The following is a 23762-nucleotide window of genomic DNA, read 5'->3' on the forward strand; positions in this document are numbered from 1 at the left end:
GCGGCTCGGCTGCGAAGCCATCCTGGCGCGATGTCCGGTGGGCCGAACGGACGGGCTGATACGGCTCATGCGCCAGGAAGCGGAGGGACAAGCCAGTGGGTAGTTCGTGGGGATGGGTCAGGGTCTGACCCCAAGGGGACAAGGAGGTGGCGTCGATCGCCAATGAAGGCGCTCAGGTGTCGTCGCTATCCTCGCGCAGGATGGTGAACGGCGACCACTGCTGGCACAGCGGCGCGACCTCGAGCCGGGTGATGTTGACGTGGGGCGGTAGCTCGGCGATGTGCAGGGCCTGCTCGGCCACGTCCGCGGGGCGCAGGGCGCGGGTGCCGCGATAGTAGTCGTCGGCGGCGGCGTGGTCGCCCTTCATGCGCACCAGGGTGAACTCGCTCTCGGTCATGCCTGGCGCTAGATCGGTGACGCGCACCCCCTGGCCACTGACGTCGCAGCGCAGGTTGTAGCTGAACTGTTCGACGAAGGCCTTGGTGGCGCCATAGACGTGGCCGCCGGGGTAGGGCGTGTGGCCGGCGATGGAGCCGATGTTGATCACCGTGGCGCCGGGGCCGGTCGCGATCAACCGTGGCAGCAGCAGGCGGGTGACGGTAACGAGCCCCTTGATGTTGGTGTCGATCATGCGGTGCCAGTCGGCGAGGTCGGCGTCCTGGGCCGGCCCCTTGCCCAGTGCCAGCCCGGCGGCGTTGAGCAGCAGCCGAACGCCGGTGAAGGGGGCCGGCAGTGCCTCGATGGCGCGCGCCACGGCCGCGTGGTCGGTGACGTCGAGCTCGGCGACATGGACCGGCACGGCGCTCCCGAGCTCCCGCTGCAGGGCCGTGAGCCGGTCGCCACGACGGCCGGTGAGCACCAGGGCCCAGCCGGCGGCGGCGAAGCGACGGGCGCAGGCCTCGCCGATCCCCGAGGTGGCGCCGGTGAGGAAGGCGACGGGTGTGGCTTCGTGCATGGTGAATTCTCCTGCGGGACGGGGCGATGGCGGATCATGTGTCACGTCAGTGAAGGGGCTCGCTATTGCTCGGTGGTATTGATCTTTGGTCGTATCGAGCCCGAATCCGCTCGGGATTCCCGGCTCCCCGGGGGTATCGTCAGGTATCGCGATTGACGAAGTCTGCCTTCATCAACGCCGATTTGAGCAACCTCCGGGCTTGTCTCACTATCAAGTGACAATAACGAACCGTAAGGAGAACCCGATGCGGAAGACACTGCTCGCCACGCTGACCTCCCTGGGCCTCGCTGCGGCGGCGCCCTTCGCGCTGGCCGATACCATCGAGATCCAGGTCAACAACACCATGAGCGAGGGCGGCTCGGAGAGTGCTGCCGTCGAGCGCTTCGCCGAGTATCTCGAGGAGCAGGCGCCGGGGCGGTTCAACGTGCGGCCCTTCCTGGCCGGCTCGCTGGGCGGCGAGAACGCCGTGCTCGAGTTGCTCAACCTGGGTCAGACCCAGCTCTCCATCACCGGGGGCAACTGGCGCCAGCAGTATGCCCCGGAGTACGACGCCATCACCGTGCCCTTCGTCTTCTCCACCTGGGAAGAGGTCGACGCCTACATGGAGAGCCCGTCCGGCCAGCGGCTGATCGAGATCGCCGAGGAGAAGGGCGGCCTCAAGTATTTCGGCACCCAGCACCGCGGGCCGCGGCACATGACCGCCAACCAGGCGATCCACTCGCCCGAGGACCTGCAGGGGTTCCGCCTGCGCCTGCCGTCGCTGCCGGTGTGGCTCGAGGTGTGGGAGGAGATCGGCGCCCAGGTGGTCAATGTGCCGGCTCCCGAGATCTACCTGGCGATGCAGACCGGCCAGGTCGACGGCCACGAGAATTCGCTCTCCTCGCCCTATACGCGTCGCCTGTGGGAGGTACAGGACCACATCATCATGACCAGCCACGTGATGTTCCCGTGGAATTGGGTGGCCAGCAAGCGCTGGTGGGAGGGCCTGGACGAGGAGGACCAGGCGCTGATCACCGAGGCGATCCATGTGGCGCGCGAGCATGGCACCGAGCGGGAACGCGAGCTCGACGCGTTCTATCTCGAGGAGCTGCAGAAGGAGGGCATGACCATCATCGAGCCCGATGTCGAGCCTTTCCGCCAGGCGGCGCGGCCGGCCATCGAGCGCATTCTCTCCGAGATGGCCGATGGCGTGATGGAAGACGCCCTGGGCAACGACGACTGAGCGCCGGGTGCCTGTCCGGCGCAGGAAGCACCGCAGCGGCGCCCCGAGGCGCCGCTGCTTCGTGGATGAAGGATACCCCAAGTGTTGCAAGATTCCGGGATACCGAGGGGGCGCACCGATCGTGCGGCCTTCTACCTGCTCAGGGGCGTGACCCTGGCCTGTGACGCCCTCGGCGTGTTGTTGCTGGCCAGCGTGCTGTTCATGATCGTCGGCGCCGTGGTGGTACGCGATCTCATCGGGGCCGGCCTGCCCTGGGCCGAGGAGATGGCGTCGCTGCTGACCATCTATGCGGTGGGCTTCGGCTCGCTGTCGGCCTGGGTGCGTGGCGAGCACCTGCTGGTGGACCTGTTCAGCCATCGCCTGTCGCGCGTCGCCCTGGCACTGCAGTATCGCCTGGTCGCGGTGATCTCCTGTGGCTTCTTCGTGCTGGCCGCCTGGGGGGCCTGGATCATGTCGGAGGTGAGCGCCAACAACCGCACGGTGTCGCTGGGCATCAGCTTCAGCTACCTCTACTACGGCATCTTCATCGGCTTCGCCGGCATGGCCGTGCTGTCGGCCTGGCAGGCCCTGCGCGGCAGGGTCGACTGGCGGCCGGTGAGCGGCTCGGACGGGGAGAACCGCTGATGCTGGAACTGCTGATCTTCGTGGGTGGCCTGCTGGTGCTGATGATCATCGGGTTGCCGGTGGTGGTGGCCATCGGCATCACCTCCTTCCTTGCCCTGGCGGTGACCAGTGCCAGCGGCCTGCCGGTGGAGCTGATGTCGCTGCGCATGGTGCAGACGCTCAACAACTTCACCCTGCTGGCGATCCCGCTGTTCATCCTCGCCGCCAATGTCATGAACACCGGTTCGACCACGACGCGGATCTTCGACTTCGCCACGGCGCTGGTGGGGTTCACCAAGGGCGGATTGGGGCACGCCAACGTGGTGGCGAGTTCGATCTTCGCCACCATGTCGGGCACCGCGGTGGCCGATGCCGCAGGCCTCGGCAGCATCGAGATCAAGGCCATGAAGGAGCGCGGCTACGACCTCGGCTATTCCACCGGGGTGACCGCGGCCTCCAGCGTGATCGGGCCGATCCTGCCGCCGAGTATCGCCCTGGTGGTCTATGGCTGGTTGGCCAACGTCAGCATCGGCGCGCTGTTCATGGCGGGGCTGTTGCCGGGGATCCTCATGGCGCTGCTGCTGATGGGCATGACCCTGGTGCTGGGCGCCGGCAAGCGGGTGGCCATGCCGCCCCCCACCCCCTTCGATGGCCGCGAGGTGCTGCGCACCGGCCGCCGGGCCATCCTGCCGCTGGTGATGCCGGCGATCATCGTCGGCGGCATCTGGACCGGCTTCTTCACGCCCACCGAGGCGGGTGCGGTGGCCTCGATCTACGCCATCGTCCTGGGGGGGCTGGTCTATCGGGACCTGGGGCTGCGGGATCTCTACCTGGCGTTTCGGCGGACGCTGATGTTCAGCGTGGCGATCCTGCTGATCATCGCCGTGTCGAGCTTCTATGGCTGGATCCTGGTGCGCATCGGCATCCCTCAGGCGCTGGCCGCCCAGGTCGCCGGCGTCGACATGCCGACCATCCTGCTGCTGCTGGCCTTCGCGCTGTTCTTCCTGCTGATCGGCTGCTTCATGTCGGTGGTCGAGAGCATCCTGATCTTCACGCCCATCGTGGTGCCGGCGGCGCTGGCGGCGGGGCTCGACCCGATCCATTTCGGCATCGTCATGGTCATCACCCTGTCGGTTGGCGTCATCACGCCCCCCTTCGGCAACGTGCTGTTCCTGATGGTGGGGATCACCCGGCTGCGCTACAGCCAGGTGGTGACGGCGGTGATGCCGTTCCTGATTCCGATCCTGGCCACCATCCTGATCCTGATCGCGGTGCCGGCCCTCGCTACCTGGCTGCCGCTGCGACTGGGCTACTGACAGGGCAGCCCGTGGTGGCGTGAACGCCCGCGGCCGCCGCGGGTCTGACCAGCATGAACTTGCCGGGAGCCCGATATGCTCGCGAGTATCCAGCGTTTCTTCCAGCAGGCCCTGGCCGAGCCCGGGACCGACTCCACCACCGGGCCCGCTCCCACCCTGGAGCTCGCCACGGCCGCCCTGCTGTTCGAGGTGGCCCGTGCCGACTACCACCTCGACGATCGCGAACTGGCGGTGCTGCGCGGGCAGCTCGAGCAGCGCTTCAGGCTGGACGACATGTCGCTGGATGAGTTGATGGAGATGGCCCGCGAGGAGGTCGAGACCTCGGTGGACCACTACCAGTTCGTCAGCCTGGTCAAGCAGCACTACGCCTACGAGCAGCGCTGCGAGCTGGTCTACATGATGTGGCTGCTGGCCAGTGCCGACGGCGGCCACAACGCCCTGGAGGAGCACCGCATCCGTCGGCTGGCCGACCTGCTGCACGTCGGCCATGCGGACTTCATCCGTGCCAAGCTCAGGGCGCGGCCATCATCGACGACAGGGAGAGGCTGATGTCTCGCGAGATCATCGTACTGGGGGCCGGCATGGTCGGCGTTTCGATCGCCTGGCATCTGGCCCGGCGCGGCCACTCGGTGGTGCTGGTGGATCGCCGCGAGCCGGGGCGCGAGACCTCCTTCGGCAATGCCGGGATCATCCAGCGCGAGGCGGTGAAGCCCTATCCCTTTCCCCGCGACCTGGGCACGCTGGCGCGGGTACTGCCGAATCGGGCAGTGGACATCCGCTACCGCTTCGGTGGCGTGATGCGGGCGGCGGGGCCGCTGCTGCACTACTGGCAGCACTCTTCCCCGCGACGCTACGACAGCATCGTGCCCGAGTATGCCTCGCTGATCTCGCTGGCCCTCGACACCCATGCGCCGATGATCGAGGCCGCCGGCGCCGGGGCGCTGGTGCGCAAGGAGGGCTGGCTCGAGGTCTATCGCACCGCCGAGGGGCTGGATACCGAGCGGCGGGAGGCCGAGGAGGCGGCCGAGCGCTTCGGCGTCAGCCATCGACTGCTGGACGCGGCCGCCCTGCACGCCCTGGAGCCGCATCTCACCGGCGGGCTGGCCGGGGCCATCCACTGGCTCGACTCCTGGACAGTGGCCGACCCCGGGGCCCTGGTGCAGGCCTATGCCGCCGCCGTCGAGGCCGAGGGCGGGCGGGTGATGCGCGCCGAGGTGAGTGACATCGCGCGGGCGGGCCGGGGCTGGCGGGTCGGCACCGATCAGGGGGCGCTGGAGGCCGGCGAGCTGGTGCTGGCCATGGGGCCCTGGTCCGGCGACTGGCTGGCGCGTCAGGGGGTGTCGGTCCCGCTGTTCGTCAAGCGCGGTTATCACATGCACTACGCGGCGGAAGGGGAGGCGCGCCTGGGCCACTGGGTCATGGATGCCGAGGTGGGCTACCTGCTGGCCCCGATGCGAGCGGGCATTCGCCTGACCACCGGCGCCGAACTGGCGCGCCGCGAGGCCCCGCCGCACCATGGTCAGCTGGCGGCGGCGGAGCGCGCGGCGCGGCGCTTCTTCCCGCTGGGCGAGCGGCTCGACCCCGAGCCCTGGAAGGGGGCTCGCCCCTGTACCCCGGACATGAAGCCGGTGATCGGGCCGGTGCCCGACCGTGAGGGGCTCTGGCTCGCCTTCGGGCATGGCCACCAGGGCTTCACCCTGGGGCCGGCGACCGGCCGATTGCTGGCCGAGATGATCGACGGTGAGCCGACGTCGATCGACATGGCGCCGTTTCGCGTCGACCGATTCTGAGTCAGGCGCTGTTCTGGCGGCGCCCGTAGAAGCGATGGATGAGCCACTTGACCAGCAGGGTCAGGACGAAGACTCCCCAACCGGCGGTGGCGAGCACGTTGAACAGCAGCATCTTCTGCTCACCGCTCAGGGGCCGCAGTAGCGCCTCGATGACGAAGGCGATGAGGAAGGCCAGGGTGAGCGGCAGGGCGAGGATGTGCATCCACATCTCGGTGCGTCGCTTGCGCACGTGATAGCGGCTCAGCAGGACCCGGATGGGACGGTGCACGAAGCTCACCAGGATCATGCTGCCCAGCGCCAGCACCGCCGCCAGGGTGGGCTCGATGCTGCCGATCCGCACGGAGATGCTGACCGACCAGAACACCGCCAGCCACATGAGTCCGGCCAGGGTGGCGACCAGGTCGGCATAGTGACGCACCTTCGGCATGATGTCCCCCTCGATGGATCTGCCGGCATGATACGGCAATTCGGTCGGCGATGAAGCGTTGCGTCGCCCGCGTTCCTTCCGGCGCGGGGCTTGCTGGTATAATGGCGCGGCTCAAGACCTACCCACTTGCCGATACAGGACGCGCCGTGAATTCGATCACCCTGACCCGCCCCGACGACTGGCACCTGCACCTGCGCGACGGTGAGGCGCTCGCGGCCGTGGTGGCCGCCACCGCCCGCCAGATGGGGCGGGCCATCATCATGCCCAACCTCCAGCCGCCGGTGACCACCACCGAACAGGCCCGGGCGTACCGCGAACGGATCCTGTCGGCCCTGCCCGGGGGCAGTCGCTTCGAGCCGTTGATGACGCTCTACCTCACCGACAACACGCCGGCCGAGGAGATCGAGCGGGCCGCGGCCAGCGGTCTGGTGCAGGCGGTGAAGCTCTATCCCGCCGGGGCCACCACCAATTCCGACTCCGGGGTCACCGACCTGGCTCACTGCGATGCCGCCGTCGCCGCCATGGCACGCCTGGGCGTGCCGCTGCTGGTGCATGGCGAGGTGACCAGTGCCGAGATCGATATCTTCGACCGCGAGGCGGTGTTCATCGAGCGGGTCATGAAGCCGCTGCTCGACCGCCATCCCGACCTCAAGGTGGTCTTCGAGCACATCACCACGGCCGATGCCGCCGAGTTCGTCGCCGCGACACCGGCCAGCGTGGGGGCCACCATCACCGCCCACCATCTGCTGTTCAACCGCAACCACATGCTGGTGGGAGGCATCCGCCCGCACTACTACTGCCTGCCGATCCTCAAGCGCGAACGCCATCGCGAGGCGCTGCTGGCGGCGGCCACCTCGGGCAGCCCGAAGTTCTTCCTCGGCACCGACAGCGCCCCCCATGCCCGCGGCGACAAGGAGAGCGCCTGCGGCTGTGCCGGCGCCTACACCGCCCCGGCGGCCATCGAGCTCTACGCCACGGCGTTCGAGCAGGTCGGCGCCCTGGCGCGTCTCGAGGGCTTCGCCAGTCATTTCGGCCCGGACTTCTATGGCCTGGCGCGCAACGCCGACAGCGTCACCCTGGTACGCGAGCCCTGGACCCTGCCCGAGTCGCTGCCCTTTGCGGGCGGCCAGCGCATCGTGCCGCTGATGGCCGGCGAGACGCTGGCGTGGAAGCTGAAGGGGTGAAGTTAGTTGGCGAGCGGCTGCGGACGTGCCTGGGCGACCGGGCTGGCCAGCCGCTTGACCATCGCCTCGACCATGCGGGCCGAGTGGTTGGCGGCCTTGTCCAGGAACTGCTCGAAGGAGAGGTGGTTGTCGCCACCGCCGGCGATGTCGGAGAGCGCGCGAATCACCACGAACGGGCAGCCGTAGAGGTGACAGGTCTGGGCGATGGCCGCGGCCTCCATCTCGGCGGCGAGCATGGTGGGGAAGCGCGAGCGTGTCCTCGACACCAGGTCGGGGCAGGCCATGAAGACGTCGCCGGTGGCGATCAGGCCTTCGACGACCCTCACTTCGCCCAGGGACTCGACGCACTCACGGGCCACCGTCACCAGGCGTTCGTCGGGCAGGTAGGCGGCGGGCATCCGAGGCACCTGGCCGTGCTCGTAGCCGAACACCACCGCATCGACGTCGTGGTGGCGCACCTCGCTGGAGACCACGACGTCGCCGATCTCGAGCCCTTCGGCGAAGCCGCCTGCCGAGCCGGTGTTGATGATCGCCTCGGGCCGGTAGACGTCGAGCAGCAGGGTGGTGCCGATGGCGGCGTTCACCTTGCCGATGCCGGATTGCAGGATCACCACCTCGACGCCGTGCAGGCGGCCCTGATGGAAGGTGCAGCCGACGTGGGAGCGCGTGCGGCGCTCCTCCAGCAGGGAGGCGAGGTGCTCGACCTCCTGGGTCATGGCGCCGATGATGCCGATCCGCTTCATGCGAAGACGTCCGTCCACTCCTGGCGCTTGGCGAGGAAGCCGCGGGCGATCCGTTTGGCGCCCTCCAGGCTGTGGCTGGCGGCCCAGCCGCACTGCATCTCGTTGCAGGCGGGGACCTCATCGGCTTCCAGCACGTCCTCGAGGGTCTTCTGCAGCAGGGTCAGCACGTCGTCGTAGTCGTCGTGGTTGATCAGCGCCACGTAGAAGCCGGTCTGGCAGCCCATGGGGCTGATGTCGATGATGCGATCGGAGTGGTTGCGCGACAGCTCCGCCATCAGGTGCTCCAGGGAGTGCAGCGCCGGCATCTCCATGTGCTCGCGGTTGGGCTGGCAGATGCGCATGTCGTACTTGTGGATGCGATCGCCGTTGTCGCCGATCTTGACATCGGCCAGGCGGACATAGGGGGCCTTCACCTTGGTGTGATCCAGGTTGAAGCTTTCCACGTTCATCTTGTCGCTCATCGACGGGTCTCTCGCTGCGGTGGGTGGGCGTCTCGGGAGAGTCGGGCGCGCATTCTAGCCGACTGCGCGCCGTCGTGCATGTGTCGGCCGTCAGGCCGGCTGATGGGCGGCCGCCATGGCGTCGTGCAGTTCCGCCGCGACCAGGGTGTTTTCCAGCAGCGAGGCCACGGTCATGGGGCCGACGCCACCGGGCACCGGGGTGATCCAGCTGGCGCGCTCGGCCGCCGGCTCGAACTCCACGTCGCCGACCAGGCGGCCGTCCTCCTCGCGGTTGATGCCCACATCGATGACGATGGCGCCGTCGCGCACCCACTCGCCCTTGACCAGGCCGGGCCGACCCACCGCCACCACCAGCAGTTCGGCGCGCCTGACGTGCTCCTCGAGGTGGCGGGTGAAGCGGTGACAGACGGTGGTGGTGCAGCCGGCGAGCATCAGTTCGAGGGCCATGGGGCGGCCGACGATGTTGGAGGCGCCCACCACGGTGGCATCCAGCCCGCGCACTTTCAGGCCGCTCTCGGCCAGCAGGGTCATCACGCCCTTGGGGGTGCAGGGACGCAGCATCGGCAGGCGCTGGGCCAGGCGGCCCAGGTTGTAGGGATGGAAGCCGTCGACGTCCTTGTGGGGCAGGATGCGCTCGAGGATCGGGCGGGCGTCGAGATGCTCCGGAAGCGGCAGCTGGACCAGGATGCCGTCGACTCGTGGGTCGGCGTTGAGGCGGTCGACCAGGGCCTCGAGCTGCTCCTGGGAGGTCGAGGCCGGCAGCTGATGGCGAAAGGACTCGATGCCGGCCTCCACGCAGGCGTTGTGCTTGTTGCGCACATAGACCGACGAGGCGGGGTCCTCGCCCACCAGCACCACGGCCAGCCCGGGGGGGCGAGCGCCGGCGGCGTGGCGCACCTGCACCTGGCGGGCGACCTGCTGGCGGACGCGGGCGGCAATGGCCTTGCCATCGATCAGTTGGGCTGTCATCGAACTTCCCCTGGTGGTGAGCGGTGGGCGGCGCGGACGGCGACGTCCGCAGGAGTCGTGGAGGCGTCGATTTTCGCATGACAGGCCGCCGAGGCAAAGCGCCGGGCCCGTCGTGACGCCCTTCGCACTTGACCCCGGGGGAAAGTTCCGTAGAATACGCAGCGCTTGGCGAGGCCCCTGCGGCGGCGCCAGGGTCGCTTGATCACCGGCGGGGTGTAGCGCAGTCTGGTAGCGCGCCTGCTTTGGGAGCAGGATGTCGGGGGTTCGAATCCCTCCACCCCGACCACAACTCATTGATTGAATTGATTTATTTTTCTTTCATGGGTTGCGGTCATGAGGCCTGGAACGTAGAATGCGCCTATAGCTCAACCGGATAGAGCAACGGCCTTCTAAGCCGTAGGTTGCAGGTTCGAGTCCTGCTGGGCGCGCCACCTGCGGTGGCGACGAGTCTCGGTCGAGCGAGTGTCGAAGTGGTGGATGTAGCTCAGTGGTAGAGCCCCGGATTGTGGCTCCGGTGGTCGTGGGTTCGATCCCCATCATCCACCCCATTCCGACGCAGTCAGTACAAGCGGTACCCGGCACGCAAGGCAGTGGTGGATGTAGCTCAGTGGTAGAGCCCCGGATTGTGGCTCCGGTGGTCGTGGGTTCGATCCCCATCATCCACCCCACTCCTTGTCGCCCCCGTTCTTCATCGTCTTCTCCGTGCGTTTTTTCTATACTGTGGAGCAGGCGCTTCTCTCCGGATCGTTGCGCATCACGGGCTGCCGTTCGGCGCCCGGGTTTCTCGTTTTTCCAGCATTCGGTTCTCCTGCGTCGTTGCGACACTCGCGCCGGTGGTGCCGTCACGGTGACTATCTTTTTCACCGGCATGCCTTGCAATGCGCCCCGCTGCCCCCATCTGGCGGGTATGGTGCTTGCCAGTGCCGGGCGGGATTCTTAGAATCTCCCCCTTGATCCTATTCACGCTTTCATCAGAACGCCCCCAGTCGGTAGAGGACAATTCATGCAAGTTTCCGTCGATACGACCTCCCAGATCGAACGCCGCATCACCGTGCAGGTGCCGGCCGCCGAGGTCGACGAGGCCGTCGCCGCCCGTCTCAAGGACGCCGCCAAGAACGTCCGCATGGACGGCTTCCGCAAGGGCAAGGTACCGATGTCGGTGATTCGTCAGCGCTACGGCCGCGACGTGCGCAATGAGGTGGTGGGCGAGGTGATGCGCGAGCGCTACGTGCGCGCCATTACCGAGGAGAACCTCAACCCGGCCGGTTACCCGGAGATCGAGGCGACCGTCAACGAATCGGGCAAGGATCTGGAATTCACCGCCACGCTCGAGGTCTACCCAGAGATAGAGCTGGCTTCCATCGAGGGCGTCGAGGTCGAGCGTCCGGTGGTCGAGGTGACCGAAGCGGACGTCGACGAGATGGTCGAGACCCTGCGCAAGCAGAACGCTGCCTGGGAGGCGGTGGAGCGCGGTGCCGAGGACGGCGATCAGGTGACCATCGACTTCCAGGGGTTCCTGGGTGACGAGCCCTTCGAGGGGGGCAGTGCCGAGGGGCACAGCCTGGTGCTGGGTTCCGGCAATTTCATCCCCGGCTTCGAGGAGCAGCTGATCGGGGCCAAGGCGGGAGAGGAGCGGGAGCTCAAGGTTACCTTCCCCGAGGACTATCAGGCCGAGAACCTGGCAGGCCAGGAGGCGACCTTCAAGGTCAAGGTGCACCAGGTCAGTGCCCAGGCCCTGCCCGAGGTGGATGCCGAGTTCGTCAAGAAGTTCGGCGTCGAGGATGGCGACCTGGAGAAGTTCCGCGCCGAGGTCACCCGGAACATGGGGCGCGAAGCCAAGCAGGCAGTGGACAACCGCGTCAAGCAGCAGGTGCTCGAGGCGCTCAAGCAGGCCAACGACATCCCGGTGCCCCAGTCACTGGTGCAGCAGGAGACCGACGGTCTCAAGCGCCAGGCGGCCCAGCAGTTCGGCCTGGGGGAGGACTTCGATGTCTCTCAGCTGCCCAACGAGCTGTTCGCCGAGCAGGCGAAGAGCCGCGTGCAGGTCGGCCTGCTGCTGGCCGAGGTGATCAAGTCCCATGAGCTCGACGCCTCCGACGACGAGATCAAGGCCAAGGTCGAGGAGCTGGCCCAGCAATATCAGGAGCCGGAGCAGGTGGTCGAGTACTACCTGGGCAACGATCAGCTCAAGACCCAGGTCAAGTCCGCTATCCTCGAGGAGAAGGCCGTCGACAAGCTGCTCGAGCAGGCCACGGTCAAGGAGGCGGAGATGAGCTATCAGGAGGTCCTGGCCGCTGCCCAGCAGGCCGAGAGCGGCGAAGCCGAAGAGGCCGAAGAGACCGAGGAGAATGGCGAGGAGAGCAAGGCCTGATCGCCTTCTCCCCGTGTCCCTTCCCCGCCGGCGAGGCCGGCGGGGCGTTACGCTTCCATTCATCGGATGCAAGGACATCACACTGATGAGCAACGACTTCGATATCCACAATGCCGGCGGCCTGGTGCCGATGGTGGTCGAGCAGAGCGCGCGTGGCGAGCGGGCCTACGACATCTATTCCCGCCTGCTCAAGGAGCGTGTGATCTTCCTGGTGGGTCCGGTGGAAGACTACATGGCCAACCTGATCGTGGCACAGCTGCTGTTCCTGGAATCCGAGAACCCGGACAAGGACATCCACCTCTACATCAACTCCCCGGGGGGGGGCGTCACCGCCGGCATGTCGATCTACGACACCATGCAGTTCGTCAAGCCCGATGTCTCCACCGTCTGTATCGGCCAGGCGGCGAGCATGGGCGCGCTGCTGCTGGCCGGGGGGGCGGCGGGCAAGCGGTTCTGTCTGCCCAACTCGCGGATGATGATCCACCAGCCGCTGGGGGGTTACCAGGGCCAGGCCTCGGACATCGAGATCCACACCCGCGAGATCCTCGGTATCCGCGACAGGCTCAACCAGATCCTGGCGCACCATACCGGCCAGGACATCGAGACTATCGCCAAGGATACCGACCGCGACAACTTCATGAACGGTGCCCAGGCCGCCGAGTACGGCCTGATCGATGCCGTGCTGGATAAGCGGCCGACATCCTGATAGCGTGAAACTTATCCACGCACGCTCGATTCAGGCGCGATTCACATGATTCCCGGCGGCCCGAGGTCACCGGCGAGAATACGGCGACAGCTGGTCGCCGAAGCGAGAGAGGTACGCGAATGGCCGACGGCAAAGGCAAGGACGAAGGCGGCAAGCTGCTCTATTGTTCGTTCTGCGGCAAGAACCAGAACGAGGTGCGCAAGCTGATTGCCGGCCCGTCCGTCTATATCTGCGATGAGTGTGTCGATCTGTGCAACGACATCATTCGCGAGGAGGTTCTCGATGCCGATGCCGAGAGCGACGAGGAGCGTCTGCCCGTACCCCGCGAGATTCGTCACACCCTCGACGATTACGTGATCGGCCAGGACCGCGCCAAGATGGTGCTGTCCGTGGCGGTCTATAACCACTACAAGCGCCTGCGTTCCGACGTGAAGGGCGACGACGTGGAACTCGGCAAGTCGAACATCCTGCTGATCGGTCCCACCGGCAGCGGCAAGACCCTGTTGGCCGAGACCTTGGCACGACTGCTCAACGTGCCCTTCACCATTGCCGACGCCACCACCCTCACCGAGGCTGGCTACGTGGGCGAGGATGTCGAGAACATCATCCAGAAGCTGCTGCAGAAGTGTGACTACGATGTGGAGAAGGCCCAGCGCGGCATCGTCTACATCGACGAGATCGACAAGATCTCGCGCAAGTCGGACAACCCCTCCATCACCCGGGATGTGTCGGGGGAGGGCGTGCAGCAGGCGCTCTTGAAGCTGATCGAGGGGACTACCGCCTCGGTGCCGCCCCAGGGAGGGCGCAAGCACCCGCAGCAGGAGTTCCTGCAGGTCGATACCGGTAACATCCTGTTCATCGTCGGTGGTGCCTTCGCCGGTCTGGACAAGGTGATCCGCGATCGCGCCGAGAAGGGCGGCATCGGTTTCAATGCCACCGTCAAGAGCAAGGACGAGGCCAAGGGCGTCGGGGCCCTGCTGGCCGACGTGGAGCCCGAGGACCTGGTCAAGTTCGGCCTCATTCCCGAGTTCGTCGGCCGCCTGCCGGTCATCGCCACCCTCACCGAGCTCTCCGAGGATGCCCTGATCCAGATCCTCACCGAGCCCAAGAACTCGCTGATCAAGCAGTACGCCCGGCTGTTCGAGATGGAGGGCGTCGAGCTCGAGTTCCGCGACGATGCCCTGCGTGCGGTGGCGGGCAAGGCCATGGCGCGCAAGACCGGGGCCCGCGGTCTGCGCTCGATCCTCGAGTCGGTGCTGCTCGACACCATGTACGAGATTCCCTCGCTGGAGGGGGTGAGCAAGGTGGTCATCGACGCCTCGGTGATCGACGGCGATAGCGAGCCGCTGTTGATCTATTCGCAGCAGGAAGAGTCGCGCAGCGACGGTACCGACGGTTAGGCGCGGGTCCGCCCGCGCCTGATGTGGGAGCGAATTCAGTCGTGATGTGCCGAGTGGGGCGCCCTTGCGGCGCCTGCCCGACACCTCTCGCGTTGGATTGGCTCCCGTTTCGTTTCCGGCGCCTGCGCCTTGCAAAGCCGCTCCGTCGCCCCCACTCCCCCAAGTATCCGATACAAGTGTCCGATAGAGTCCGTATTCATCCGATTTCGTTTGAGGAACGTCTGCGATGCAGCAGAACGCCGAACAGACCCTGAGTCTGCCCCTTTTGCCGCTGCGGGACGTGGTCGTCTACCCGCAGATGGTCATTCCGTTGTTCGTCGGCCGGGAAAAGTCGATCCAGGCCCTCGAGGCGGCCATGGCTGCCGACAAGCGTGTCCTGCTGGTGGCCCAGCGCGAGGCCAGCAAGGATGATCCGGACGGGGAGGATCTATTCTCCATCGGCACCGTGGCCGAGATCATGCAACTGCTCAAGCTGCCCGATGGCACCGTCAAGGTGCTGATCGAGGGCACGTCGCGTGCCGATGTCGGCGAGATCCTGGTCGTCGACGAGGGCTACAGCCGGGCCGAGTTGACACTGCGCGAGAGCGAGCCGCTCACCGCCCGGGAGCAGGAGGCCCTGGTTCGGGTGCTGCTCAACCAGTTCGAGCAGTACGTCAAGATGTCGCGGAAGGTGCCCAACGAGGTGCTCAACTCCCTCTCCGGGATCGAGGACCCGAGCCGCCTGGTCGACACCATCTGCGCCCATCTGTCGCTGAAGATCGGCGACAAGCAGCAACTGCTGGAGATGGATCGGGTGCGCGATCGCATCGAGCATCTGATGGCGCTGATCGAGTCCGAGATCGATCTGCTGCAGGTCGAGAAGCGCATCCGCTCGCGGGTCAAGGACCAGATGGAGAAGTCCCAGCGCGAGTACTACCTCAACGAGCAGATGAAGGCCATCCAGAAGGAGATGGGCGAGCTCGAGAACGTGCCCAACGAGGCCGACAAGTACGAGCAGGCGATCAAGGAATCCGGCATGCCCAAGGAGGCGGCCGACAAGGCGAACCAGGAGCTCGGCAAGCTGAAGATGATGTCGCCGTCGTCGGCCGAGGCCACCGTGGTGCGCTCCTACCTCGACTGGCTGGTGTCGGTGCCGTGGAAGAAACGCACCCGGGTCAGGCACGACCTGGTCCACGCCCAGCAGGTGCTCGACGAGGACCACTACGGCCTCGACGAGGTCAAGGCGCGCATCCTCGAGTACCTCGCCGTGCACAAGCGGGTCAAGAAGCTCAAGGGGCCGGTGCTCTGCCTGGTGGGGCCGCCCGGGGTCGGCAAGACGTCGCTGGGGCAATCCATCGCCCGGGCCACCAACCGCAAGTATGTGCGACTGGCGCTCGGCGGGGTGCGTGACGAGTCCGAGATCCGCGGTCACCGTCGCACCTACATCGGCTCGCTGCCCGGCAAGTTGATCCAGCGCATGGCCAAGGCCGGGGTCAAGAACCCGCTGTTCCTGCTCGACGAGGTCGACAAGATCGGCATGGATCATCGCGGTGATCCGGCGTCGGCGCTGCTCGAGGTGCTCGACCCGGAACAGAACGATACCTTCAGCGACCACTACCTGGAGCTCGACTACGACCTCTCCGAGACCCTGTTCATCTGCACCGCCAACTCGATGAACATTCCCGGACCGCTGCTCGATCGCATGGAGGTGATCCGCCTGCCGGGCTACACCGAGGACGAGAAGCTGGCCATCGCGCGGCGCTACCTGGTGCCCAAGCAGCTCAAGGCCAACGGCTTCAAGGACGAGGAGCTCGCCTTCTCCGACGAGGCGCTGCTCGAATTGATCCGCTACTACAGCCGCGAGGCCGGGGTGCGCGAGCTGGAGCGGCAGATCGCCAAGGTGTGTCGCAAGGTGCTGCGCGAGCGTCTCGAACGCGAGGTCAAGGAGGGCGCCCAGGCACCGGTGGTGCTGGCGGCGGCGGACATCGAGCCCTACGCCGGGGTGCGTCGTTACAGCTACGGCCTGGCCGACCAGGAGGATCAGGTGGGGCGCGTGACCGGCCTGGCCTGGACCTCGGTGGGTGGCGAGTTGCTCAACATCGAGTCGGTGGTCACCCCCGGCAAGGGGCGCATCAACAAGACCGGCTCGCTGGGCGACGTGATGAAGGAGTCGGTGAGCGCCGCCCATACCGTGGTGCGTGCCCGCGCCCTGGCGCTGGGGATCGACCCGGAGCGCTTCGAGAAGGAGGACCTGCACATCCACGTGCCCGAGGGCGCCACCCCCAAGGACGGGCCGAGTGCCGGCATCGCCATGGTGACGGCCATGATCTCGGCCTATACCGGGCGCCCGGTGCGCTGCGACGTGGCCATGACCGGTGAGGTCAACTTGCGCGGCGAGGTATTGCCGATCGGTGGGCTAAAGGAGAAATTGCTGGCTGCTCGGCGCGGTGGTATAAAGATCGTGCTTGTGCCCGAAGAGAATCGCCGGGACCTCAAGGAGGTTCCGGACAATATCAAGGAAGCACTCGACATCAGGCCTGTGCGCTGGATCGATGAGGTCATGGAGGTGGCGCTGGCGGAGAAGCCGGATGCAGCAAGCGAGGAATCTCGACCGGACGATTCAACCTCTTCGCACCCGATGATCAGCACGCATTAACGACAAAAAGTCCATCATGCCGGAGTGAAAAGCCCGACATGATGGGGTTTGGCGCGTGAGGTTGCTTGACAGATGTTTCATCGCATTGCTATAAATTGCGCCATGCTTTGATCGCGTTAGCCAGCCGAAAGTCGCGTCGATTAGAGTCATTTTCTGAAACAGTCAAGGGGTGAAGTGTGAACAAGTCCGAGCTGATCGAAGCCATCGCTGCGTCTGCCGATATTCCCAAGGCAGCCGCTTCCCGTGCTCTGGATGCCATGGTCGAGACCGTGGCCGAGAGCCTCAAGAAGGGCGAGAGCGTCTCTCTGGTGGGCTTTGGTACCTTCGCCGTGAAGGAGCGCGCCGCCCGTACCGGCCGCAACCCGCAGACCGGCCAGCCGATCCAGATCAGCGCTGCCAAGGTGCCGAGCTTCAAGGCCGGCAAGGCGCTCAAGGATTCCGTCAACTGAGTGGACGGTGGCGTCCGCACCACTGACGGTTGATCTCCTACAGGCGCATCGCCCCGGCGGTGCGCCTGTCTTCGTTTACCACAGCACTTTGCCGAGGCCTGCATGCTGCAAAGTATTCGAGATCGCTCCAGGAGTTGGGGTGCCAAGATCATCGTCGCCGCCGTGGTCGTGACCATGGCGCTGTTCGGCGTGGAGTCCCTGGTGGGACTGTTCGGCGGCGGTGGTGACGATATCGTCAAGGTCAACGGCGAGCCGATCACCCGCCAGCAGCTCGAGATGGAGGTGCAGCGCGCCATCCGCAGTGGCCAGGTGCCACCGGAGCAGGAGCGAGCCCTGCGCAATCAGATGCTCGACCAGTTGATCACGGATCGTCTGCTGACCCAGTATGCCGAGGAGGGCGGGCTGTACCTCTCCGAGGAGCAGCTCGACCAGCTGATCGTCTCGCTGCCGGAGTTCCAGGACCAGGAGGGGCGCTTCTCCAGCGAACTGTTCCGCAATCGACTCGCCGGTGCCGGCTATACGCCGCTCTCCTTCCGCGAGGAACTGCGCGTCGACATGAAGCGCCAGCAGTTGCAGCAGGGGCTGGCCTTCAGCGACTTCACCCTCCCTTCCGAGCGGGAGACCCTGGGAGCGCTGCAGCGCCAGACTCGCAGCTTCCGCCATCATGCCCTCTCGGCCGCCGACCTCGACGACGAGCCGGAGGTCACCGAGGAGGCGATGCAGCGCTACTACGAGGCCAATGCCGAGCGCTATCAGCGTCCCGAGCAGGTTCGCCTGGAATACGTGATCATCGATCGCCAGCAGATGGCCGACGAGATCGAGGTCGAGGAGGAGGAGCTGCGGGCGCTATGGCGGGAGCGGGGGCGCGACGCCGATCGTCGAGTCTCGCATATCATGCTGACCTTCAACGGCGAGCGCTCCCGCGAGGAGGCCGTGGCCGAACTCGAGGCCGCGCGCGAGCGCCTGCTCGCAGGCGAGGCCTTCGCCGATCTGGCCGCCGAGCTCTCCGATGATGCCGTCTCGGCCGAGCAGGGCGGGGATCTCGGCGTGATCAGCCGCGGCTTCTTCGGCGAGGAGTTCGAGAGCGCCGCCTTCGCGCTGGACGCGGGCCAGGTCTCGGACATCGTCGAGACCGACAATGGCCTGCACCTGCTCAAGGTCACGGCGCTGGAGCGCGAGCCCTTCGAGCGGGTGCGCGACGAATTGCGCCGCGAATTGGCATTGTCGCGGGTGTCCGGTGAGTTCAATGAGCGCGTCCAGCGCCTGATCGACGAGAGCTTCGCCGCCGATGATCTGCGTAGCGTCGCCGACGATATCGGTCTGACGCTTCACGAAAGCGACTGGACCTCGCGCGACGGGGCCGAAGGCGTCCTCTCCGAGCCGGGGGTGATGGCCGAGGCGTTCACGACCGATGTGCTCGAGGAAGGCTACAACAGCGAGGTCATCGAGCTCGACGAGGACCGTCGCATGGTGCTGAGGGTGGCGGACCATCGCGAGGCGACCGTGCTCGAGCTCGATGAGGTGCGGGACAGGGTGCGGGCCAGCGTCGCGGCGAACCTGCGCCGCGAGGCGCTGACGGAGCTCGCGGCCGAGCGGGTCGAGCAGTTGCGTGCCGGCGAGGCGCCCGAGATCGAGTGGCAACAGGCCGAGGGGGTCAGCCGCCAGGCGGTCGGCGAGCTCCCCCAGGCGGTAGTGCAGACCGCCTTCCGCCTGCCGGCGCCCGAGAACGACGAGCCGGTCTACGGCCATGCCGTCGCCGGCGACCGGGTCGTGCTCATCGCCCTGGATCGTGTCGAGGCGGGAGAGGTCGACAGCGAGGTCGAGCTCTTCGTGGCGCGTATGGCCGAGCGACTGCGCGCCCAGGCGGCCATCCAGGGGCTGCTCGACGACCTGCGCGACAGGGCCGAGATCGAGCGGCTCTGAGCCGAAGGCGGGAACCAGGGAGGGGCGCTGTGGCGCCCCTCTTTTCCGTCTTCGTTTTTATACCGTTATCTTCCCGAAGGCCCGCCACATCCCCTGCGGACCGGTTATCCTCATCCCCTGCGGACCGGTCATGCTCGGCGAGACGGGGGCTCGCCGACGGTGACGTCGCAGGGATGGTAATGTTATCTTGTAACAATCAACGTCTCGCCAGGGCTCCCGTCGTATGTCGACCCCCGTCTCCAACGTCGCCGTCCACCTGATCACCGGTTTTCTCGGTAGTGGCAAGAGTTCACTGATTCATCGCCTGATCGAGCAGAAGCCCGCCGAGGAGCGCTGGGCGGTACTGATCAACGAGTTTGGCCAGGTGGGCATCGACCAGGCGATGTTCAACGAACGCGACGACCTGGTGGTCAAGGGGCTGCCCGGGGGGTGCCTCTGCTGCCAGCTTGCCTTCGTGATGCAGGCGACCCTGGTCAACCTGCTGCACCGGCATCGTCCCGATCGCCTGATCATCGAGCCATCGGGGCTCGGTCACCCGGCCGGGCTGCTCGAGGTACTGCGTGGGGAGGCCTTCCAGAGCGTGCTGGAGGTGCGCGACATCATCGCGGTGCTCGATCCACGGCGGCTGGACGATTCTCGTGCCCGGGAGCACGAGACCTTCCGCGACCAGCTGGAGATGGCCGATGCGGTGGCCCTGACGATGACCGACCTGTCGACCCCGGCGCAGGTCGCGGCCGCCCGGGAGCGGATGGAACGGCACTGGCCGCCTCGGCGCTGGATCGCCGAGGCGCCCCATGGGGACTTGCCGGTGACGCTGCTGCTGGAGAGCGGGGCCCGCCGCGGCGAGATCGGGGAGAAGGGCAGCCGCGAGCATCGTGAGCTGCGTGACGCGGCGAGTCATGTGCTGATGCTCGACGACTTTGCCGCGCTGCGCCCCGAGCCGGGGCGGCCACAGCGCGAGGTCGGGGAATCGCTCGGCTATGCCACCCTGGGCTGGCGGTGGCATCCCGACGATATCTTCGACCTGGACCGGGTTACCGCCTTGTTGGGTCGGCTGCCGCGCGGGCTGCGGATCAAGGGGGTGCTGCACACCGAGGCCGGCTGGCGGCTCTACAACCGCGCCGAGGGCACGGTGAGCCTGACCACCAGCGGCTGGCGGCAGGATTCGCGGCTGGAGGTGATCGGCGAGGCGGGCCGCCTGCCCGAGGAGGAAGGGCTGGAAGCCGCGCTTCAGGCGTGCCTGAGCTGAAGGCGGCACCAGCGTCTAGAAGCTGAATTCGCGAAGCTCCGGCTCGGCGCGGTCCTCGACCACGATCTCCCAGCCCCGATCGGGTCGCCAGTCGCCGAGGACGTAGCGCCGGGCGGGCCGGCCGTCGATCTCCAGCGCGTGCACGGCGGGGCGGTGGGTGTGGCCGTGGACCAGGGTGGTGACGCCGTGGTCGCGCATCGCCCGGATTACCTCCTCGGGGGTGACGTCCATGATGTCGTCGGCCTTGTTGGAGGTGGCCTCGCCGGACTGCTGGCGCAGCGACTGCGCCAGGGTGAGGCGGTCCTGGATCGGCATGGCCAGGACCTGCTGCTGCCACTGGGGATTGCGGGCCTGGGTCCGGAAGGCCATGTAGGCCTCGTCGCGGGTACAGAGGCTGTCGCCATGCATCAGCAGGACCCGCTCGCTGCCGAGCTCGACCACCGCGGGGTCGGTCAGGAGTTCGGCCCCGGCGTCGCGGGCGAAGCGCTCGCCGAGGAGGAAGTCGCGGTTGCCGTGCATCAGCCGGATCGCGGTGCCGCCATCGGCCAGGCGGCGCAGCGCCTCCGCCACCCGTAGTGCCAGGGTGGCGTTGCCGGTGGGGTCGGCGTCGCCCAGGTCGAGCAGGTCGTCGCCGATCCAGGCTTCGAAGAAGTCGCCGAGGATATAGAGGGCGTCGACGCCGTCGGCGCGCGCCTCGAGCCAGCTCAGGAAGCCTTCGGTGACCTCGGGGGCGCCGGGGTGCAGGTGCAGGTCGGATATCAGCAGGGTGGTCATGGTCGGCTCTCGCGGGGGCTGGGACGTAACGCAACACGCCCGCGGGAGGCGGGCGTGCGGCGGGACGGCGACAAGGCTCAGGCGTCGGCCTCGTCCTTGAAATAGGCGCGCTGGATGATGACGTCGTCGGTGGGCACGTCGGCGTGCATGCCGCGCCGGGTAGTGGGCACGGCCTTGATCTTCTCGACCACATCCATACCCTCGACCACTTCGCCGAACACGCAGTAGCCCCAGCCCTGGATCGACTTGCCGCTGTGGTTGAGGAAGTCGTTGTCGCCCACGTTGATGAAGAACTGGGCGGTGGCCGAGTGGGGGTCCTGGGTGCGCGCCATGGCCAGGGTCCCGGTGGCGTTGACCAGGCCGTTGTCGGCCTCGTTCTCGATCGGGTCGCGGGTCGGCTTCTGGTTGAAGTCGGTGTCGAAGCCGCCGCCCTGGATCATGAAGCCGTCGATCACGCGGTGGAAGAGAGTGTTGTCGTAGTGCCCGTCGCGCACGTACTGCTCGAAATTGGCTGCGGTCTTCGGTGCCTTCTCGCGGTTCAGGGCGATGGTGATGTCACCGAAATTGGTCTGCAGAATGATCATCGATAAGTTCCTGTACGATAAAGGGGCGTTGCCTTGGCGTTGCCCATGGGCGTGGCGCTATAATACCGGTTTTGCTTCGATGCGCGAAGCGAGCGGCAGCATCGCTCGGGGCTGATCCGGCGGCAGGCCTGCGAGGAGGCGCTGTGAACCCTTCCCTGGGCGCTACCGACGCCATCCCTGGCGTAGGACCTCCTCTTCGGCCTGCCCCCGGCGCCCCTCTCAGAGACGCGTCGTCATCGCTCATGCCGCCAGGCCCGCACCTTCAACCAGAGGCTGTTCTTCTCAACATGACCACCGATACCACCAGCGCGCCGAACTTCATCCGTCACCAGATCCGCGAGGAGATCGAAGCCGGGCGAACCGGCAAGATCGTGACCCGCTTCCCGCCGGAGCCCAATGGCTTCCTGCACATCGGCCACGCCAAGTCGATCTGCCTGAATTTCGGGCTCGCCGAGCAGTTCGGTGGTGACTGTCACCTGCGCTTCGACGACACCAACCCGGCGAAGGAGGAGCAGGCCTACATCGATGCCATCAAGGAGGACGTCGCCTGGCTGGGGTTCGAGTGGGCCGGGCCGGTACGCTTCGCCTCCGACTACTTCGACCAGCTCTACGCCTGGGCCCAGCACCTGGTGCGCGAGGGCAAGGCCTATGTCGACGACCTGTCGCCCGAGGAGATCCGTGAATACCGCGGCACCCTCACCGAGCCGGGGCGCCCCAGCCCCTACCGCGAGCGCAGTGCCGCCGAGAACCTCGACCTGCTCGAGCGCATGCGCGTCGGCGAGTTCGCCGAGGGCGAAAAGGTGCTGCGGGCGAAGATCGACATGGCGGCGCCGAACATCAACCTGCGCGACCCGATCCTCTACCGGATCCGCCATGCCCACCATCACCAGACCGGCGACAAGTGGAAGATCTATCCCTCCTATGACTTCACCCACGGCCAGTCGGATGCCATCGAGGGCGTGACCCACTCGATCTGTACCCTGGAGTTCGAGGACCACCGCCCGCTCTACGAGTGGTTCCTCGACAACCTGCCGGTGCCGGTGATCCCGCGCCAGATCGAGTTCGCCCGGCTCAACCTCAACTACACCCTGACCTCCAAGCGCAAGCTCAAGCTGCTGGTGGACGAGGGCATCGTCGACGGCTGGGACGACCCGCGCCTGCCGACGATCTCCGGCATGCGCCGCCGCGGTTATACCCCGGCATCGATCCGCAGGTTCTGCGAGATGATCGGCGTGACGCGCGCCGACGGCGGCCTGGTGGATATCGCCATGCTCTACCACGCCATCCGCTCGGATCTCGAGGACAACGCCCCGCGCGCCATGGCCGTGCTCAAGCCCCTCAAGGTGGTGCTGACCAACGTGGCCGAAGACTTCGAGGAGGTCTACGAGGTACCCGGCCACCCGGCCCGCGACGACATGGCCGTGCGCCGGGTTCCGTTGACCCGGGAGCTGTACATCGATCGGGACGACTTCATGGAGGCGCCGCCCAGGAAGTTCTTCCGCCTGGCGCCGGGCCAGGAGGTGCGCCTGCGCAACAGCTATGTCATCCGCTGCGACGAGGTGATCAAGAACGCGGCCGGCGAGATCGAGGCGCTTCACTGCTCGGTGGACTTCGACACCCTGGGCAAAAACCCCGAAGGCCGCAAGGTGAAGGGCGTGATCCACTGGGTCAGCGCCGCCCATGGCGTGCCCATGGAGGTGCGCCTCTACGACAACCTCTTCCAGGTCGAGCAGCCCGACAAGGACAAGGATGCCGACTTCCTCGACCACCTCAACCCCGAGTCGCTGGTGGTGTGCCGGGCGATCGGCGAGCCGAGCCTGGCCGATGCCGACCCCGAGTCGCGTTTCCAGTTCGAGCGGGTGGGCTACTTCTGTGCCGACCGCCATGCCAGCCGGGGCGAGGCGCTGGTGTTCAACCGCACCGTGGGGCTGAAGGACAGCTGGGCCAAGGTTCAGAAGCAAGAAGCCGAGAAGAAAGAGCAAGGCCAGAAGAAGGGGTGAC

21 protein-coding genes and 4 tRNA genes are annotated in these 23762 nt (G+C 66.7%); 18 read left to right on the forward strand and 7 right to left on the reverse strand.

Features of this window, described 5'->3' with window-relative positions; genetic code table 11:
• Positions 1-172 precede the first annotated feature (172 nt).
• Entirely contained in the window at positions 173-955 is a 783-nt protein-coding gene (locus tag AC5W54_RS03580) for an SDR family NAD(P)-dependent oxidoreductase (protein WP_495960698.1), read from the reverse strand.
• Between the two features lie 244 nt (positions 956-1199).
• On the opposite strand from AC5W54_RS03580, the gene AC5W54_RS03585 reads away from it, so the two are divergent.
• From AC5W54_RS03585 to AC5W54_RS03605, 5 genes are all read left to right on the forward strand, one after another.
• Complete coding sequence (locus AC5W54_RS03585; protein WP_495960699.1) at positions 1200-2177, forward strand: TRAP transporter substrate-binding protein; 978 nt, start codon at positions 1200-1202, stop codon at positions 2175-2177.
• An 81-nt stretch (positions 2178-2258) separates the two neighbouring features.
• Positions 2259-2801: a TRAP transporter small permease gene (locus AC5W54_RS03590; RefSeq protein WP_495960700.1), complete on the forward strand. Its 543-nt coding sequence runs from the start codon at positions 2259-2261 to the stop codon at positions 2799-2801.
• Positions 2801-4096, forward strand: a complete 1296-nt coding sequence (locus tag AC5W54_RS03595; protein ID WP_495960701.1) for a TRAP transporter large permease — start codon at positions 2801-2803, stop codon at positions 4094-4096. Before AC5W54_RS03590 ends, AC5W54_RS03595 begins: the two co-directional genes overlap by 1 nt.
• A gap of 75 nt (positions 4097-4171) precedes the next feature.
• Positions 4172-4645: a tellurite resistance TerB family protein gene (locus AC5W54_RS03600; RefSeq protein ID WP_495960702.1), complete on the forward strand. Its 474-nt coding sequence runs from the start codon at positions 4172-4174 to the stop codon at positions 4643-4645.
• The gene (locus AC5W54_RS03605; RefSeq protein ID WP_495960703.1) at positions 4645-5886 is read left to right on the forward strand and encodes an NAD(P)/FAD-dependent oxidoreductase; all 1242 of its coding nucleotides are present in this window, start codon (positions 4645-4647) and stop codon (positions 5884-5886) included. Before AC5W54_RS03600 ends, AC5W54_RS03605 begins: the two co-directional genes overlap by 1 nt.
• Position 5887: 1 nt before the next feature.
• On the opposite strand, the gene AC5W54_RS03610 is transcribed toward AC5W54_RS03605, so the two are convergent.
• A complete protein-coding gene (locus AC5W54_RS03610; RefSeq protein ID WP_495960704.1) occupies positions 5888-6313 on the reverse strand; it encodes a hypothetical protein in 426 nt (141 codons plus the stop codon).
• 146 nt (positions 6314-6459) lie between these two features.
• Between AC5W54_RS03610 and pyrC the strand changes: the two genes are divergently transcribed.
• A complete protein-coding gene (gene pyrC / locus AC5W54_RS03615; protein WP_495960705.1) occupies positions 6460-7497 on the forward strand; it encodes a dihydroorotase in 1038 nt (345 codons plus the stop codon).
• A gap of 2 nt (positions 7498-7499) precedes the next feature.
• On the opposite strand, the gene mtnN is transcribed toward pyrC, so the two are convergent.
• The 3 genes from mtnN to folD form a co-directional block, all read right to left on the reverse strand.
• Positions 7500-8240: a 5'-methylthioadenosine/S-adenosylhomocysteine nucleosidase gene (mtnN, locus tag AC5W54_RS03620; protein WP_495960706.1), complete on the reverse strand. Its 741-nt coding sequence runs from the start codon at positions 8238-8240 to the stop codon at positions 7500-7502.
• Positions 8237-8701, reverse strand: a complete 465-nt coding sequence (locus AC5W54_RS03625; RefSeq protein ID WP_495960707.1) for an S-ribosylhomocysteine lyase — start codon at positions 8699-8701, stop codon at positions 8237-8239. The genes mtnN and AC5W54_RS03625 overlap by 4 nt, the downstream gene beginning before the upstream one ends.
• Before the next feature lie 90 nt (positions 8702-8791).
• Positions 8792-9670, reverse strand: a complete 879-nt coding sequence (gene folD / locus AC5W54_RS03630) for a bifunctional methylenetetrahydrofolate dehydrogenase/methenyltetrahydrofolate cyclohydrolase FolD (RefSeq protein ID WP_495960708.1) — start codon at positions 9668-9670, stop codon at positions 8792-8794.
• Positions 9671-9879: 209 nt separating this feature from the next.
• Between folD and AC5W54_RS03635 the strand changes: the two genes are divergently transcribed.
• From AC5W54_RS03635 to AC5W54_RS03685, 11 genes are all read left to right on the forward strand, one after another.
• Positions 9880-9956 (forward strand) — tRNA-Pro (locus AC5W54_RS03635).
• Between the two features lie 68 nt (positions 9957-10024).
• Positions 10025-10101 (forward strand) — tRNA-Arg (locus tag AC5W54_RS03640).
• Positions 10102-10143: 42 nt separating this feature from the next.
• Positions 10144-10218, forward strand: a tRNA-His gene (locus tag AC5W54_RS03645).
• A gap of 45 nt (positions 10219-10263) precedes the next feature.
• A tRNA-His gene (locus AC5W54_RS03650) sits at positions 10264-10338 on the forward strand.
• A 335-nt stretch (positions 10339-10673) separates the two neighbouring features.
• A complete protein-coding gene (gene tig / locus AC5W54_RS03655; protein WP_495960709.1) occupies positions 10674-12041 on the forward strand; it encodes a trigger factor in 1368 nt (455 codons plus the stop codon).
• Between the two features lie 85 nt (positions 12042-12126).
• The gene (clpP, locus tag AC5W54_RS03660; protein WP_495960710.1) at positions 12127-12747 is read left to right on the forward strand and encodes an ATP-dependent Clp endopeptidase proteolytic subunit ClpP; all 621 of its coding nucleotides are present in this window, start codon (positions 12127-12129) and stop codon (positions 12745-12747) included.
• A 119-nt stretch (positions 12748-12866) separates the two neighbouring features.
• Positions 12867-14147 (forward strand): ATP-dependent Clp protease ATP-binding subunit ClpX, encoded by a 1281-nt coding sequence (clpX, locus tag AC5W54_RS03665; RefSeq protein ID WP_495960711.1) that lies wholly within the window; start codon positions 12867-12869, stop codon positions 14145-14147.
• A gap of 226 nt (positions 14148-14373) precedes the next feature.
• On the forward strand, positions 14374-16782 hold the full coding sequence (lon, locus tag AC5W54_RS03670) for an endopeptidase La (RefSeq protein ID WP_495960712.1): 2409 nt from the start codon (positions 14374-14376) through the stop codon (positions 16780-16782).
• A gap of 176 nt (positions 16783-16958) precedes the next feature.
• Positions 16959-17231, forward strand: a complete 273-nt coding sequence (locus tag AC5W54_RS03675; protein ID WP_495960713.1) for an HU family DNA-binding protein — start codon at positions 16959-16961, stop codon at positions 17229-17231.
• Positions 17232-17333: 102 nt separating this feature from the next.
• Positions 17334-19154 (forward strand): SurA N-terminal domain-containing protein, encoded by a 1821-nt coding sequence (locus tag AC5W54_RS03680; protein ID WP_495960714.1) that lies wholly within the window; start codon positions 17334-17336, stop codon positions 19152-19154.
• Between the two features lie 223 nt (positions 19155-19377).
• Entirely contained in the window at positions 19378-20403 is a 1026-nt protein-coding gene (locus tag AC5W54_RS03685; RefSeq protein ID WP_495960715.1) for a CobW family GTP-binding protein, read from the forward strand.
• 15 nt (positions 20404-20418) lie between these two features.
• Here AC5W54_RS03685 and AC5W54_RS03690 read toward each other — a convergent pair whose 3' ends face one another.
• Positions 20419-21177 carry a UDP-2,3-diacylglucosamine diphosphatase gene (locus AC5W54_RS03690; RefSeq protein WP_495960716.1) on the reverse strand — a complete coding sequence of 253 codons (759 nt, stop codon included), beginning with the start codon at positions 21175-21177 and terminating at the stop codon, positions 20419-20421.
• Between the two features lie 77 nt (positions 21178-21254).
• Entirely contained in the window at positions 21255-21761 is a 507-nt protein-coding gene (locus AC5W54_RS03695; RefSeq protein WP_495960717.1) for a peptidylprolyl isomerase, read from the reverse strand.
• A 287-nt stretch (positions 21762-22048) separates the two neighbouring features.
• Here AC5W54_RS03695 and AC5W54_RS03700 point away from each other — a divergent pair, with 287 nt between their 5' ends.
• Positions 22049-23761: a glutamine--tRNA ligase/YqeY domain fusion protein gene (locus tag AC5W54_RS03700; RefSeq protein ID WP_495960718.1), complete on the forward strand. Its 1713-nt coding sequence runs from the start codon at positions 22049-22051 to the stop codon at positions 23759-23761.
• Position 23762 lies beyond the last annotated feature (1 nt).

The organism is Halomonas sp. LMYGS-3, assembly GCF_059509875.1.